The 13,799-nt window shown below is 38.4% G+C and carries 27 protein-coding genes; all 27 read right to left on the bottom strand.

Features of this window, described 5'->3' with window-relative positions; translation table 11 throughout:
* Positions 1 to 8: 8 nt before the first annotated feature.
* Positions 9 to 374, bottom strand: a complete 366-nt coding sequence (gene rpsM, locus ACSBO6_RS20510) for a 30S ribosomal protein S13 (protein ID WP_056467478.1) — start codon at positions 372 to 374, stop codon at positions 9 to 11.
* A gap of 21 nt (positions 375 to 395) precedes the next feature.
* Positions 396 to 509: a 50S ribosomal protein L36 gene (rpmJ, locus tag ACSBO6_RS20515; RefSeq protein ID WP_000868344.1), complete on the bottom strand. Its 114-nt coding sequence runs from the start codon at positions 507 to 509 to the stop codon at positions 396 to 398.
* 38 nt (positions 510 to 547) lie between these two features.
* Complete coding sequence (gene infA / locus ACSBO6_RS20520) at positions 548 to 766, bottom strand: translation initiation factor IF-1 (protein WP_056467475.1); 219 nt, start codon at positions 764 to 766, stop codon at positions 548 to 550.
* A gap of 227 nt (positions 767 to 993) precedes the next feature.
* The gene (locus ACSBO6_RS20525; RefSeq protein WP_098848443.1) at positions 994 to 1,644 is read right to left on the bottom strand and encodes an adenylate kinase; all 651 of its coding nucleotides are present in this window, start codon (positions 1,642 to 1,644) and stop codon (positions 994 to 996) included.
* A 49-nt stretch (positions 1,645 to 1,693) separates the two neighbouring features.
* Positions 1,694 to 2,998: a preprotein translocase subunit SecY gene (gene secY, locus ACSBO6_RS20530; protein ID WP_098848444.1), complete on the bottom strand. Its 1,305-nt coding sequence runs from the start codon at positions 2,996 to 2,998 to the stop codon at positions 1,694 to 1,696.
* Position 2,999: 1 nt separating this feature from the next.
* Positions 3,000 to 3,440: a 50S ribosomal protein L15 gene (gene rplO / locus ACSBO6_RS20535; protein ID WP_056467467.1), complete on the bottom strand. Its 441-nt coding sequence runs from the start codon at positions 3,438 to 3,440 to the stop codon at positions 3,000 to 3,002.
* A 30-nt stretch (positions 3,441 to 3,470) separates the two neighbouring features.
* Positions 3,471 to 3,653 (bottom strand): 50S ribosomal protein L30, encoded by a 183-nt coding sequence (gene rpmD / locus ACSBO6_RS20540; protein WP_088003827.1) that lies wholly within the window; start codon positions 3,651 to 3,653, stop codon positions 3,471 to 3,473.
* A gap of 15 nt (positions 3,654 to 3,668) precedes the next feature.
* Positions 3,669 to 4,169 (bottom strand): 30S ribosomal protein S5, encoded by a 501-nt coding sequence (gene rpsE / locus ACSBO6_RS20545; protein WP_098848445.1) that lies wholly within the window; start codon positions 4,167 to 4,169, stop codon positions 3,669 to 3,671.
* Positions 4,170 to 4,189: 20 nt separating this feature from the next.
* Positions 4,190 to 4,552 (bottom strand): 50S ribosomal protein L18, encoded by a 363-nt coding sequence (gene rplR / locus ACSBO6_RS20550; RefSeq protein ID WP_098848446.1) that lies wholly within the window; start codon positions 4,550 to 4,552, stop codon positions 4,190 to 4,192.
* Positions 4,553 to 4,585: 33 nt separating this feature from the next.
* The gene (gene rplF / locus ACSBO6_RS20555) at positions 4,586 to 5,122 is read right to left on the bottom strand and encodes a 50S ribosomal protein L6 (RefSeq protein WP_098848447.1); all 537 of its coding nucleotides are present in this window, start codon (positions 5,120 to 5,122) and stop codon (positions 4,586 to 4,588) included.
* A 30-nt stretch (positions 5,123 to 5,152) separates the two neighbouring features.
* Positions 5,153 to 5,551 carry a 30S ribosomal protein S8 gene (rpsH, locus tag ACSBO6_RS20560; RefSeq protein ID WP_056467453.1) on the bottom strand — a complete coding sequence of 133 codons (399 nt, stop codon included), beginning with the start codon at positions 5,549 to 5,551 and terminating at the stop codon, positions 5,153 to 5,155.
* Positions 5,552 to 5,584: 33 nt separating this feature from the next.
* Positions 5,585 to 5,770, bottom strand: coding sequence for a type Z 30S ribosomal protein S14 (locus tag ACSBO6_RS20565; RefSeq protein ID WP_056467450.1), 186 nt, complete (start codon positions 5,768 to 5,770; stop codon positions 5,585 to 5,587).
* Positions 5,771 to 5,804: 34 nt separating this feature from the next.
* Positions 5,805 to 6,344, bottom strand: a complete 540-nt coding sequence (gene rplE / locus ACSBO6_RS20570) for a 50S ribosomal protein L5 (RefSeq protein ID WP_098848448.1) — start codon at positions 6,342 to 6,344, stop codon at positions 5,805 to 5,807.
* 28 nt (positions 6,345 to 6,372) lie between these two features.
* Complete coding sequence (rplX, locus tag ACSBO6_RS20575) at positions 6,373 to 6,684, bottom strand: 50S ribosomal protein L24 (RefSeq protein ID WP_098121861.1); 312 nt, start codon at positions 6,682 to 6,684, stop codon at positions 6,373 to 6,375.
* A 56-nt stretch (positions 6,685 to 6,740) separates the two neighbouring features.
* The gene (rplN, locus tag ACSBO6_RS20580) at positions 6,741 to 7,109 is read right to left on the bottom strand and encodes a 50S ribosomal protein L14 (RefSeq protein WP_088014602.1); all 369 of its coding nucleotides are present in this window, start codon (positions 7,107 to 7,109) and stop codon (positions 6,741 to 6,743) included.
* Positions 7,110 to 7,155: 46 nt separating this feature from the next.
* On the bottom strand, positions 7,156 to 7,419 hold the full coding sequence (gene rpsQ, locus ACSBO6_RS20585) for a 30S ribosomal protein S17 (protein WP_056467437.1): 264 nt from the start codon (positions 7,417 to 7,419) through the stop codon (positions 7,156 to 7,158).
* A 21-nt stretch (positions 7,420 to 7,440) separates the two neighbouring features.
* The gene (gene rpmC, locus ACSBO6_RS20590) at positions 7,441 to 7,641 is read right to left on the bottom strand and encodes a 50S ribosomal protein L29 (protein ID WP_056467434.1); all 201 of its coding nucleotides are present in this window, start codon (positions 7,639 to 7,641) and stop codon (positions 7,441 to 7,443) included.
* A complete protein-coding gene (rplP, locus tag ACSBO6_RS20595) occupies positions 7,631 to 8,065 on the bottom strand; it encodes a 50S ribosomal protein L16 (RefSeq protein WP_098848449.1) in 435 nt (144 codons plus the stop codon). The genes rpmC and rplP overlap by 11 nt, the downstream gene beginning before the upstream one ends.
* A gap of 2 nt (positions 8,066 to 8,067) precedes the next feature.
* The gene (rpsC, locus tag ACSBO6_RS20600) at positions 8,068 to 8,727 is read right to left on the bottom strand and encodes a 30S ribosomal protein S3 (RefSeq protein ID WP_088014603.1); all 660 of its coding nucleotides are present in this window, start codon (positions 8,725 to 8,727) and stop codon (positions 8,068 to 8,070) included.
* A gap of 3 nt (positions 8,728 to 8,730) precedes the next feature.
* Positions 8,731 to 9,072: a 50S ribosomal protein L22 gene (gene rplV, locus ACSBO6_RS20605; protein WP_056467425.1), complete on the bottom strand. Its 342-nt coding sequence runs from the start codon at positions 9,070 to 9,072 to the stop codon at positions 8,731 to 8,733.
* A gap of 17 nt (positions 9,073 to 9,089) precedes the next feature.
* Positions 9,090 to 9,368 (bottom strand): 30S ribosomal protein S19, encoded by a 279-nt coding sequence (gene rpsS / locus ACSBO6_RS20610; RefSeq protein WP_069033610.1) that lies wholly within the window; start codon positions 9,366 to 9,368, stop codon positions 9,090 to 9,092.
* A 57-nt stretch (positions 9,369 to 9,425) separates the two neighbouring features.
* Positions 9,426 to 10,256, bottom strand: coding sequence for a 50S ribosomal protein L2 (rplB, locus tag ACSBO6_RS20615; protein WP_088014604.1), 831 nt, complete (start codon positions 10,254 to 10,256; stop codon positions 9,426 to 9,428).
* A gap of 31 nt (positions 10,257 to 10,287) precedes the next feature.
* Positions 10,288 to 10,578 (bottom strand): 50S ribosomal protein L23, encoded by a 291-nt coding sequence (gene rplW / locus ACSBO6_RS20620; RefSeq protein ID WP_056467416.1) that lies wholly within the window; start codon positions 10,576 to 10,578, stop codon positions 10,288 to 10,290.
* Entirely contained in the window at positions 10,578 to 11,201 is a 624-nt protein-coding gene (gene rplD, locus ACSBO6_RS20625; protein WP_498843946.1) for a 50S ribosomal protein L4, read from the bottom strand. The genes rplW and rplD overlap by 1 nt, the downstream gene beginning before the upstream one ends.
* A 27-nt stretch (positions 11,202 to 11,228) precedes the next feature.
* Positions 11,229 to 11,858, bottom strand: a complete 630-nt coding sequence (gene rplC / locus ACSBO6_RS20630) for a 50S ribosomal protein L3 (protein ID WP_056467410.1) — start codon at positions 11,856 to 11,858, stop codon at positions 11,229 to 11,231.
* Between the two features lie 33 nt (positions 11,859 to 11,891).
* On the bottom strand, positions 11,892 to 12,200 hold the full coding sequence (gene rpsJ / locus ACSBO6_RS20635) for a 30S ribosomal protein S10 (protein ID WP_056467407.1): 309 nt from the start codon (positions 12,198 to 12,200) through the stop codon (positions 11,892 to 11,894).
* Positions 12,201 to 12,537: 337 nt separating this feature from the next.
* A complete protein-coding gene (gene tuf / locus ACSBO6_RS20640) occupies positions 12,538 to 13,725 on the bottom strand; it encodes an elongation factor Tu (protein ID WP_098848451.1) in 1,188 nt (395 codons plus the stop codon).
* Between the last annotated feature and the right edge of the window lie 74 nt (positions 13,726 to 13,799).

Below are 13,799 nucleotides of genomic sequence, written 5' to 3' on the forward strand. Positions count from 1 at the left end.
AAAAAATATTATTTCTTCTTGTTCGCTACTGTACGGCGTGGGCCTTTACGAGTACGAGCATTGTTTTTAGTGTTTTGACCACGAACAGGTAAGCTACGACGGTGGCGAATACCACGATATGAACCGATTTCGATAAGACGTTTAATGTTTAAAGAAACTTCACGACGAAGATCCCCTTCAACTTTCAACTTGTCGATTAATTCACGAATTTTACCTAATTCTTCTTCTGTTAAATCACGTACACGAGTGTCTTCTGAAATACCAGCTTCAGCTAAGATTTTTTCAGAAGTTGCACGACCGATTCCGTATACATAAGTTAAAGAAACAACCACGCGTTTGTCGCGAGGAATATCTACACCAGCAATACGAGCCATTCTAGTGCACCTCCTTCTTTATTAACCTTGTTTTTGTTTATGTTTTGGATTTTCACAAATTACCATTACTTTACCACGTCTGCGGATAACTTTACATTTTTCACAGATTGGTTTTACTGATGGTCTCACTTTCATGATTTCAACCTCCTTGTAGATTACGGAGTGCATATTTATTATTTAAAACGGTACGTAATACGGCCACGAGTTAAATCATATGGAGATAGTTCTACAGTAACCTTGTCACCTGGAAGAATACGAATGAAGTTCATACGAATTTTACCAGAAACGTGTGCAAGAACGACATGACCATTTTCCAATTCAACCTTGAACATCGCATTCGGAAGTGTTTCCGTAACGGTACCTTCAATTTCAATTACATCATCTTTCGCCATTAGGGCATTCTCCTTTCTTCAAATCAGTAGCTTGCTTGTAGGCAAACATACGCTTAGGAACATTAAGCCAAAAGTGCTCTGATATGTTGGAGATTTTTGGCCTACTAAAGACCTATATTATATCTATCGTTCCAAGCCAAGCTATGTTTAAGCTTTTATAACAGTATCAGTTTTGACGAAACAACAATACGTCATACACAAGGAACGACGATCTTATCGTTCAATTATTAAACTAACTCTTTTAAAAGATTATCAATGTCATTAAAAACTTTATTAATCTCTTGTTCACCTTCAATTGTTTTTACATAACCAAGATTATTGTAGAAATCAAGTAAAGGTTGAGTTTGTTTGATATTTACTTCAAGACGATTTGCAACTGTTTCTTCATTATCATCCGCACGTTGATAAAGTTCTCCGCCACATTTTGGGCAAACACCCTCTTCAACAGGTGGATTGAAAATTAAATGATAAGTTGCTCCACAATCTTTGCAAATACGACGACCTGTCAAACGTTCAATTAAAAGTTGTTGGTCTACATGAATGTTTAACACGAAGTCAATTTTACGATTCATTACTTTCAGAGTCTCTTCTAGTGCTTCAGCCTGCGCAACTGTTCTAGGAAAACCATCCAATAAAAAACCGTTTTGGCAATCATCTTTTGCTAATCGTTCACGTACAATACCAATTGTTACCTCATCGGGAACAAGATGACCTTGATCCATAAACGATTTTGCTTGAAGACCTAGTTCTGTGCCGTCTTTAATCGCTGCACGGAACATATCACCAGTAGATATATGAGGAATGCCGTATTTTTCGACAATTTTCTCAGCTTGTGTGCCTTTGCCTGCACCAGGAAGCCCCATAAGAATTAAATTCATGGTTAATCCTCCTCAAAATTAGGTGAGCAATAGGGAATTATGCATTTCCCTATGCTCGATCTTTAATAAAGCCTTTGTAGTTTCTCTTAACAAGCTGACTTTCTAATTGTTTCATTGTTTCAAGTGCAACGCCGACTACGATTAGTAAACTTGTTCCTCCAATTTGTGCTGAAGGTGGTAAGTTCGCAATTTGACCAAATACAATTGGTAATAAAGCGATGACAGCTAAGAAAATTGCTCCTACGAAAGTTAAACGATATAAGACTTTAATGATATATTCTTGAGTGCTCTTACCTGGACGAATACCCGGGATGTAGCCACCTTGCTTCTGAAGATTTTCAGCCATTTGCTCTGGGTTTGCCTGAACAAAAGTATAAAAATATGTGAAAGCAACGATCAAGATTAAATAAAATGCCATACCCCATGGATTGTTATAAGTAAAATGCTTTTCAATCCAATCAGTTACATTGTTATTTGGTAAAAACGATGCAATTGTTGATGGAGTTATTAAAAATGAAACAGCGAAGATTACCGGAATAACCCCAGCGCCATTTACTTTTAATGGCAAGTGAGTAGTTTGTCCTCCGACATAGCTATTATTACCATTGTTTCGTTTAGCATATTGGATTGGAATTTTACGATTAGCTTGTTGGATGTAAATTACAGCTACGATTACTAATAGTAAAACTAAAACCACGATACCAACTTTCACGATGTTTAAAAATAGCGCGTCACCAGCATCTTTAAATTGTTGCTGATAGACTTGGCTTACTGTAGTAGGTATAGCAGCAACTATACCTGCAAAGATGATAACTGATATACCGTTCCCTACACCTTTAGCAGTAATCTGCTCACCTAACCACAATAAGAAAGCTGTTCCAGCTGTTAGTACAATTGCTATATAAAGATAGGTTGACCAACCTGGATTTTCAATTAACATTCCGCCAGTAATATTATTCATACTGATAGATAATCCAATTGCTTCTACAAAACCAAGAATAATTGTGATGTATCTAGTCAGTTGAGTCAATTTACGTCGACCAATCTCACCTTGCTTCGACCATTCAGTTAACTTCGGAACAACGTCCATTTGAAGTAACTGAATAATGATTGAAGCAGTAATGTAAGGCATTATACCCATTGCAAAAATCGAGAACTGTTTAAGAGCTCCTCCACCAAATGTGTTTAGAATACCAAAGACGCTTGAGCTATCTTGTGATGCTAAAACATCGGCGTTGACGTTTGGAACAGGTATAAACGTTCCAATACGAAATACAATTAACATTAATAACGTAAAGAATATTTTTTTTCTAATATCTGCAATGCGCATAAAGTTGGAGATTGTCCGGAACATTTTAGATCACCTCAGCATTTCCACCAGCTGCTTCGATTGCCTCTACAGCAGAAGATGAGAACTTGTGAGCTTTAACAGTAAGTTTAACTTCTAACTTACCTTTACCTAAAATCTTAATACCAGCTAATTCTTTACGAACAATACCAGTTTCGATCAGTAACTCAGGAGTTACTTCAGTTCCGTTTTCGAAGCGATTTAACGTTTCAACATTAACGATTGCGTAATCTTTACGGTTGATGTTAGTGAAACCACGTTTTGGTAAACGACGGAATAAAGGAGTTTGACCACCTTCAAATCCAAGACGAACACCGCCACCTGAACGAGCGTTTTGTCCTTTATGACCTTTACCTGCAGTTTTACCAGTACCTGAACCAATACCACGACCGATACGTTTAGATACTTTACGAGAACCTTCTGTAGGTTTTAATTCATGAAGTTTCATTAGGGCACCTCCTTACTTATTCATGTTCAATTAAATTTCTTTTACAGATACAAGGTGAGAAACTTTGTTAATCATCCCACGCATTGCAGCGTTGTCTTCTTTAACAACAGTTTGGTTTGTTTTAGTAATACCTAAAGCACGAACTGTTGCGATTTGATCTTGTTTGCGACCAATTACACTGCGAGTAAGGGTAATTTCTAACTTTTTAGCCATCGTTATCCCTCCTTATTAACCTAGTAATTCTTCTACAGATTTACCACGTAATTTTGCAACTTCATCCGCACGTTTTAAGTTACTTAAACCTTCGATTGTAGCACGTACAATGTTAACTGGTGTGTTAGAACCAAGAGATTTAGATAAGATATCATGTACCCCAGCAAGTTCTAATACCGCACGAACAGGACCTCCAGCGATAACTCCAGTACCTTCAGAAGCAGGTTTTAAGAATACTTCACCAGCTCCAAAACGACCAGTAATTTCGTGAGGAATTGTAGTTCCAACGATTGGTACATTAATTAGATTTTTCTTAGCATCTTCAACAGCTTTACGAATAGCATCAGGTACTTCTTGAGCTTTACCAGTACCGAAACCTACATGACCGTTTTTGTCACCAACAACTACTAATGCTGCAAAGCGGAAACGACGTCCACCTTTTACAACTTTAGCAACACGGTTGATCGTAACTAAGCGTTCTTCAAGCTCTAATTTATTAGGATCAATGCGACGCATGTGTGTCCCTCCTTCTTTTATTAAAATTGTAAACCAGCTTCACGAGCAGCTTCAGCTAAAGCTTTTACGCGACCATGATATAAGTAACCACCGCGGTCGAATACAACTTCAGTAACACCTTTTTCAGTAGCACGTTTTGCAACTAAGCTACCAACTAATGTTGCTGCTTCGATATTACCAGTACCATTTAAAGTTAATTCTTTATCTAAAGTTGATGCACTTGCTAATGTTACACCATTAACATCATCAATGATTTGAGCATAGATATGGTTGTTTGAACGGTAAACGTTTAAACGTGGACGTTCTTGAGTACCAGATAATTTAGTACGAACACGAGCATGTCTTTTTTTACGTACTGCATTTTTATCAGCCTTAAAGATCATCTTGGTCACTCCTTTCTCTTATCTAGTTATAGATTACTTCGCAGTTTTACCTTCTTTACGACGAACCATTTCGCCTTCGTAACGGATACCTTTACCTTTGTAAGGTTCTGGTGGACGTACTTGACGGATGTAAGCAGCAAGAGCGCCTACACGTTCTTTGTCGATACCTTTAATACTGATTTTAGTATTTGAAGGTACTTCGATTTCAACACCTTTTTCAGGAGTGATCTCAACAGGGTGAGAATAACCAACAGCTAGAACAAGTTTGTCACCTGTTTTAGTCGCACGGTAACCTACCCCAACTAATTCAAGGTTACGAGTATAACCATTAGTTACACCTTCAACCATGTTACCTAAGATAGCACGAGTTGTACCATGAAGAGCACGGTGCTCTTTGTTATCAGTTGGACGTGCAACTGTTAATACGTTCTCGTTAACTTCGATTGTCATATCAGGGCTAAAAGTACGAGTTAACTCACCTTTAGGTCCTTTTACTGTAATAGTATTGTTGTTATTAGTAAGAGTAACTCCAGCTGGAATTACAAGTTCTTTTTTACCAACACGAGACATTCACTACACCTCCATTCTCTCTGTGTTTTATTACCAAACGTATGCTAAGATTTCGCCACCAGTTTTTGCTTGACGAGCTTCTTTATCTGTCATTACACCTTTAGATGTTGAAACAATTGCAACACCTAAACCGTTAAGTACGCGAGGTACTTCGTCAGCTTTCGCATAAACACGTAAGCCAGGTTTAGAAATTCTTTTTAATCCAGTGATAACACGTTCGTTGTTCACACCATATTTTAAGAAAATACGGATGATTCCTTGTTTATCATCTTCAATGTACTCAACGTCACGGATGAAACCTTCACGTTTTAGAATTTCAGCAACTTCTTTCTTTAGGTTAGAACCTGGGAATTCTAATTTCTCGTGACGTACCATGTTCGCATTACGAATGCGAGTAAGCATATCTGCAATAGGATCTGTCATGACCATGTTCAGATAACCTCCTTCCTAATATCTATAGAATTACCAACTAGCTTTTTTAACGCCAGGGATTTGTCCTTTATAAGCAAGTTCACGGAAACAAATACGGCAAAGTTTAAATTTACGTAATACTGAGTGTGGACGTCCGCAACGTTCGCAACGTGTATACTCTTGTACTTTAAATTTTTGAGCACGTTTTTGTTTCGCAATCATTGATTTTTTAGCCACGTTTTCGCCTCCTCTTCTTTAGCGCTGGCTTTCATTATTTTTGAAAAGGCATTCCGAATAATGTTAGCATTTCACGAGCTTCTTCATCAGTATTTGCAGTAGTTACAATAACGATGTCCATACCACGTACTTTGTTTACTTTATCATAATCGATCTCTGGGAAAATTAATTGTTCTTTAACACCTAAAGTGTAGTTTCCACGGCCATCGAATGCTTTTTTAGAGATTCCACGGAAGTCACGTACACGAGGTAATGTTACAGAAATTAATTTTTCAAAGAATTCGTACATACGCTCACCGCGTAATGTTACTTTCGCACCGATAGGCATTCCTTCACGAAGACGGAATTGAGCGATTGATTTTTTAGCTCTAGTTACAACAGGTTTTTGACCTGCGATTAAAGTTAATTCCTCAACAGCAGTATCTAATGCTTTTGAATTTGAAACAGCCTCACCAACACCCATGTTGATGACGATCTTTTCAATTTTTGGCACTTGCATAACTGATTTATAGTTAAACTTGCTCATTAGAGCAGGAGTGATTTCATTTTGATATTTCTCGACTAGGCGGTTCATTCAGTTGACCTCCTTTCATAAATTTCTATTATTTATCAAGTAATTCGCCTGATTTTTTTGCAATACGTACTTTTTTACCATCCACTAATTGGTAACCTACGCGTGTAGGTACTCCAGTTTTTGGATCTAATGCCATAACATTAGAAACATGGATTGGTGCTTCTTTCTCGATGATGCCACCTTGTGGGTTAGCTTGAGTAGGTTTTGAGTGTTTTTTAATGATGTTAACACCTTCAACTAGTACGCGGTTCTTCTTTGGAAAAGCCGCAAGGATAACGCCTTGTTTTCCTTTGTCTTTACCAGAGATAACTTGAACTTTATCACCTTTTTTTACATGCATCTTCTTCGTGCACCTCCTTAATAAGGCTTTCTGAAGTATTTATTAAAGTACATTAATTAAAGTACTTCTGGAGCTAATGATACGATTTTCATGAAGTTGCTATCACGTAATTCACGTGCAACTGGTCCGAAAATACGAGTACCACGTGGGCTCTTATCATCTTTAATGATAACAGCTGCGTTTTCATCAAATTTGATGTAAGTTCCGTCTGGACGACGAACACCGCGTTTCGTACGAACGATAACAGCTTTAACTACATCACCTTTTTTAACAACGCCACCTGGTGTTGCTTGTTTTACTGAACAAACGATGATATCACCGATGTTAGCAGTTTTACGGCCTGAACCACCTAATACTTTAATAGTAAGTAATTCACGTGCACCTGAATTGTCAGCAACTTTTAAACGAGTTTCTTGTTGGATCATGTCAAATTGACCTCCTTTCGGATTAAGAATGATATCCGATCATCTATTAGATAATAACAGCTTCTTCTACGATTTCAACTAAACGGAAACGTTTTGTAGCTGATAATGGACGAGTCTCCATGATTTTTACGATATCGCCAACTTTTGCAGTGTTTAGCTCATCGTGCGCTTTATATTTCTTAGAATATTTAACGCGTTTTCCGTATAGTTTATGTGTTTTGTAAGTTTCAACTACAACAGTAATTGTCTTATCCATCTTATCAGAAACTACACGTCCTGTGTAAACTTTACGTTGGTTACGTTCGCTCACTGTGCAAACCTCCCCTCATCATTAATTATTAGAGTTAATTTCTCTTTCACGTACTACAGTTTTCATACGAGCAATTGCTTTACGAACCTCGCGGATACGAGCAGTGTTCTCTAATTGTCCTGTAGCTAATTGGAAACGAAGGTTGAATAACTCTTCTTTAAGAGATTTCACTTTTAATTCAATTTCAGCAGTGGTAAGATCGCGAATCTCATTAGTTTTCATTAGAATCACCACCATTGTCTTCACGTTTTACAAACTTACATTTTACTGGTAATTTGTGAGCTGCTAAGCGTAGTGCTTCACGAGCTACTTCTTCAGATACACCAGCGATTTCGAACATAACTTTTCCTGGTTTAACGACTGCTACCCAACCTTCAGGAGCACCTTTACCGCTACCCATACGAACCTCAAGAGGTTTAGCTGTGTAAGGTTTAGAAGGGAAGATTTTAATCCATACTTTACCGCCACGTTTCATGTAACGAGTCATTGCACGACGCGCTGCTTCAATTTGACGGTTAGTAATCCAAGAAGCTTCAGTAGATTGTAAACCGAATTCACCGAATGCTACTTCAGTACCACCTTTGGCACGTCCGCGCATTTTTCCACGATGCTCTCTTCTATATTTAACACGTTTAGGCATTAACATAATTAATTTCCTCCTTCCTCAGAAGCTTTCTTTTTTGTAGGAAGAACTTCACCTTTGTAGATCCATACTTTTACGCCTAGTTTACCGTATGTTGTATCTGCTTCTGCAGTTGCATAATCGATATCCGCACGTAATGTATGAAGTGGCACTGTACCTTCACTATATGATTCTGCACGAGCAATATCTGCTCCGCCAAGACGACCAGAAACTTGTGTTTTAATACCTAATGCACCAGCACGCATAGCACGTTGAAGTACTTGCTTTTGAGCACGACGGAATGAAACACGGTTTTCTAATTGACGAGCGATGTTTTCAGCTACTAATTTAGCATCAAGATCTGCTCTTTTAATTTCAATGATGTTGATATGAACACGTTTGCCAGTAAGGTTGTTTAAAGCTTTACGAAGAGCTTCAACTTCCGAACCACCTTTACCGATTACCATACCTGGTTTTGCAGTGTGAACAGTAATGTTTACACGGTTAGCAGCTCTTTCGATTTCTACTTTAGATACAGCAGAATCTTTTAAACGAGTGCTGATGTACTCACGAATTTTGATGTCTTCATGTAAAAGATCAGCGTAATCTTTCTCAGCGTACCATTTAGATTCCCAATCTTTAATAATACCTACACGAAGTCCGACTGGATTTACCTTTTGACCCATCGATTATCCCTCCTTCTTCTCTGATACCACGATTGTAATGTGGCTTGTGCGTTTGTTGATTGCGCTAGCACGTCCTTGTGCACGAGGGCGGAAACGTTTTAAAGTAGCACCTTCATCAACGAATACTTTTTCGATGTATAAGTTATTAACATCCATATCATAGTTATGCTCTGCGTTAGCAATAGCAGATTTTAATAATTTTTCTACAACAGGAGAAGCAGTTTTCGGCGTATGTCGAAGGATTGCGATCGCTTCGCCAACTTGTTTACCTCGGATTAAATCGACTACAAGACGAACTTTACGAGGAGCGATTCGAACTGTTCTCAGTACAGCTTTAGCTTGCATTGGAGTGCCTCCTCTCATTATCTTCTAGTTTTTTTGTCATCCGCATCGTGACCTTTGTAAGTACGAGTTGGAGCAAATTCACCAAGTTTGTGACCTACCATATCTTCCGATACATATACAGGTACGTGTTTACGACCATCGTATACTGCAATAGTATGTCCGATAAATTGTGGGAAAATAGTCGAACGACGTGACCAAGTTTTAACAACTTGCTTAGAGTCAGTTTCGTTTAATTTCTCAACTTTAGCTAATAAGTGATCATCAATAAATGGACCTTTTTTCAGGCTGCGTCCCATTGTGGTACCTCCCTTCGTGATTGACCTACGGTTCTAGTGAACCGTAGCACAATCGCGTTATTTTTTACGACGACGAACGATAAATTTGTCTGACGCTTTGTTTTTCTTACGAGTTTTATAACCAAGAGTTGGTTTACCCCATGGAGACATTGGTGATTTACGTCCGATTGGAGAGCGTCCTTCACCACCACCGTGTGGGTGATCAACTGGGTTCATTACAGATCCACGTACAGTTGGGCGTTTACCCATCCAACGAGAACGACCTGCTTTACCGATGTTAATAAGTTCGTGATGTTCGTTACCAACTTGACCTACTGTCGCGCGGCAAGTTGCTAATACCATACGTACTTCACCAGAATTTAAACGAACTAGTACATAACGATCTTCTTTACCTAATACTTGTGCAGAAGTACCAGCTGAACGTACTAATTGTCCTCCACGACCTGGTTTTAACTCGATGTTGTGGATTGTAGTACCTACTGGAATGTTAGCAAGTGGTAAAGCGTTACCTACTTTAATATCTGCTTCAGGACCTGAAACGATTTCCATTCCTACTACTAAGTTTTTAGGAGCTAGGATGTAACGTTTTTCTCCATCAGCGTAGTTAATTAACGCAATGTTTGCAGAACGATTTGGATCGTACTCGATTGTAGCAACTCGTCCTGGTATACCATCTTTATCTCGTTTGAAATCGATGATACGGTATTGACGTTTGTGTCCACCACCTTGGTGACGAACAGTAATTTTACCTTGGTTGTTACGGCCAGCTTTTTTATTAAGTGGAGCTAATAAAGATTTTTCTGGTTTGTCAGTAGTGATCTCAGCAAAATCATTAGTAGTCATACCACGGCGACCGTTAGTGGTTGGTTTATACTTTTTGATTCCCATCGTAATTTCCCTCCTTTTCTAGTAGTTAATATTAAACGCCTTCGAATAATGTAATTTCTTGGCTATCAGCAGTTAATTTAACGATTGCTTTTCTACGACGGTTTGTGTAACCAGCATGTTTACCCATACGTTTAAACTTACCTTTGTAGTTCATTACGTTAACTTTTTCTACTTTAACACCGAAGATTGCTTCAACAGCATCTTTAACTTCAGTTTTATTAGCTCTTACATCTACTTCGAAAGTATATTTTTTTTCAGCGATTGCTTCCATAGAAGCTTCAGTGATAACTGGGCGTTTGATAATATCACGAGGATCCTTCATTACGCAAGCACCTCCTCTACTTTTTCCACCGCAGCTTTAGTCATGATTAATGTATCATGATGTAAAACGTCGATTACGTTTACTTCATTTGCTGCAAGAACTGTGATTCCAGGGATATTGCGAGCAGATAAAGCCACGTTTTCATTTAGGTCAGCTGTTACGATTAAAACTTTCTTAGCAACTGATAAGCCAGTTAAAACAGTAACCATATCTTTTGTTTTTGGTGCGTTTAACGTTAAATCTTCAAGAACTAACATGTTTTGTTCTAATACTTTAGTAGATAAAGCAGATTTAATCGCTAAGCGACGTACCTTTTTAGGTAATTTATAAGAATATGATCTTGGAGTTGGACCGAATACGATACCACCACCACGCCATTGTGGAGAACGAATTGAACCTTGACGAGCACGGCCAGTTCCTTTTTGTCTCCATGGTTTACGACCACCACCACGTACTTCAGAACGTGTTTTAACTTTGTGAGTACCTTGACGTAAAGATGCACGTTGCATCATTACAGCATCAAATAAAGCATGTTCGTTTGGAGCGATTCCGAATACAGCATCAGCTAATTCGATTTCTCCTACTTGAGCACCTGTTTGATTAAACATAGTAACTTTAGGCATTTTATTTCCTCCTTTCTTCTAAATTAATTATTTAGATTTAACCGCAGTACGGATAGTTACGTAAGATTTTTTAGAACCTGGTACATTACCTTTTACTAATAGTAAGTTACGTTCAACGTCAACTTTAACGATTTGTAGGTTTTGTACTGTTACTTTTTCTCCACCCATTTGACCAGGTAAAGCTTTGTTTTTGAATACACGGTTCGGAGCAACAGGACCCATTGAACCTGGACGACGGTGGTAACGAGAACCGTGAGACATTGGTCCACGAGATTGTCCGTGGCGCTTGATGCTACCTTGGAATCCTTTACCTTTTGAAGTTCCAGTTACATCAACGATGTCACCATTTGCAAAAATATCTACTTTGACTTCTTGACCAACTTCATAAGCTGAAACGTCAGCGTTGCGAAGTTCACGAACGAAGCGCTTAGGTGCAGTGTTTGCCTTAGCAGAGTGCCCTTTTTCTGGTTTGTTAGCTAATTTTTCACGTTTGTCAGCGAAACCGATTTGGATAGCTTCGTAGCCATCAGTTTCAGTAGTTTTCTTTTGTAAAACCACGTTTGGAGTAGCTTCGATTACAGTTACTGGAATTAACTCGCCATTTTCAGCAAATACTTGTGTCATACCGATCTTTTTCCCTAAGATTCCTTTAGTCATAAGTCACACCTCCTGAATTTATATATAATGTTATTAAAGTTTGATTTCAATATCAACGCCAGATGGTAAATCTAGTCTCATTAATGAATCAACTGTTTGAGGAGTTGGATTCACGATATCGATTAAACGTTTGTGAGTGCGCATTTCGAATTGCTCACGAGAATCTTTGTATTTATGAACCGCACGAAGGATCGTGTAAACTGATTTCTCAGTTGGTAACGGAATCGGACCAGATACAGAAGCACCAGAACGTTTCGCTGTTTCAACGATTTTCTCTGCAGATTGATCTAAAATACGGTGATCATAAGCTTTTAAACGAATACGAATTTTTTCTTTTGCCATAATTTTCCCTCCTTTTTCGCCTATTTAAATAATAGACATACTCCATGGAAATTTCCTTACACTCGCCATGGCAAAGCGGCCGGGTGTATCAGCAACCTTCCACTTCTACGCAGTCAAAGACCAACATCATCTATTATACATAAAAAATAATGCTATTGCAAGCATTTGTTATAAGTTTAAATAAATAATGTTCTCGTCGTCTTCAGTACTTAGTTATTATATTATCTTCAATTATTAAAATCAAGCAAGAATCGGTATTAATACATATTTTAAATATTTCCAGTTTACTTATAAAAAAAGCTTAGAAGAATAGATCTTCTAAGCTTTTTAAGTTTAATTATTCAACGATTGTAGCAACTACGCCAGCGCCTACAGTACGTCCACCCTCACGGATAGAGAACTTAGTTCCTTCTTCAACAGCGATTGCGTTGATTAATTCAACAGTCATTTCGATGTTGTCGCCAGGCATAACCATTTCAACGCCTTCTGGTAATTGGATGATTCCAGTTACGTCAGTTGTACGGAAATAGAATTGTGGACGGTAGTTAGCGAAGAATGGAGTGTGACGTCCACCTTCTTCTTTAGATAAAACGTAAACTTCAGCTTTGAACTTAGTGTGTTGTTTAACTGAACCTGGTTTAGCTAAAACTTGACCACGTTGGATATCGTCACGAGCAACCCCACGAAGAAGTGCACCGATGTTATCTCCAGCTTCTGCTTGGTCAAGAAGTTTACGGAACATTTCAACACCTGTTACAGTAGTTGATTTTGGCTCTTCAACAAGACCGATGATTTCTACTACGTCACCAACTTTAACGATACCACGCTCAACACGACCAGTAGCAACTGTACCACGACCAGTGATTGAGAATACATCCTCAACTGGCATTAAGAAAGGCTTGTCAGTTTCACGAGTTGGAGTTGGAATGTAAGTATCAACTTCAGCCATTAATTCATGAATTTTAGCTTCCCACTCAGCATCTCCTTCAAGAGCTTTAAGAGCAGAACCTTTGATTACTGGAATGTCATCGCCAGGGAATTCGTATTCTGATAATAGATCACGGATTTCCATTTCAACTAATTCAAGTAACTCTTCGTCGTCAACCATGTCACATTTGTTCATGAATACTACGATGTAAGGTACACCTACTTGACGAGATAAAAGAATGTGCTCACGAGTTTGAGGCATTGGACCATCAGCAGCAGATACTACTAAGATACCGCCGTCCATTTGAGCAGCACCAGTGATCATGTTTTTAACATAGTCAGCGTGACCTGGGCAGTCAACGTGTGCATAGTGACGAGTTTCTGTTTCGTACTCAACGTGTGCAGTAGAGATTGTGATACCACGTTCTCTTTCTTCTGGTGCACCATCGATTTGATCGTAAGCGCGAGCTTCAGCTCCACCTACTTTAGCTAATACAGTTGTAATAGCAGCAGTTAATGTAGTTTTACCATGGTCAACGTGTCCGATTGTACCAATGTTAACGTGTGGTTTAGAACGTTCGAATTTAGCTTTAGCCATTCTAAAAAGCCTCCTTATAATGTAAGAAAATTATTTTTTAGTTTATATGATTATGCTATAAAGGGTAACTTGTA

Origin of the sequence: Bacillus sp. AL-1R (assembly GCF_052180195.1) — a bacterium.
Classification (GTDB): domain Bacteria; phylum Bacillota; class Bacilli; order Bacillales; family Bacillaceae_G; genus Gottfriedia.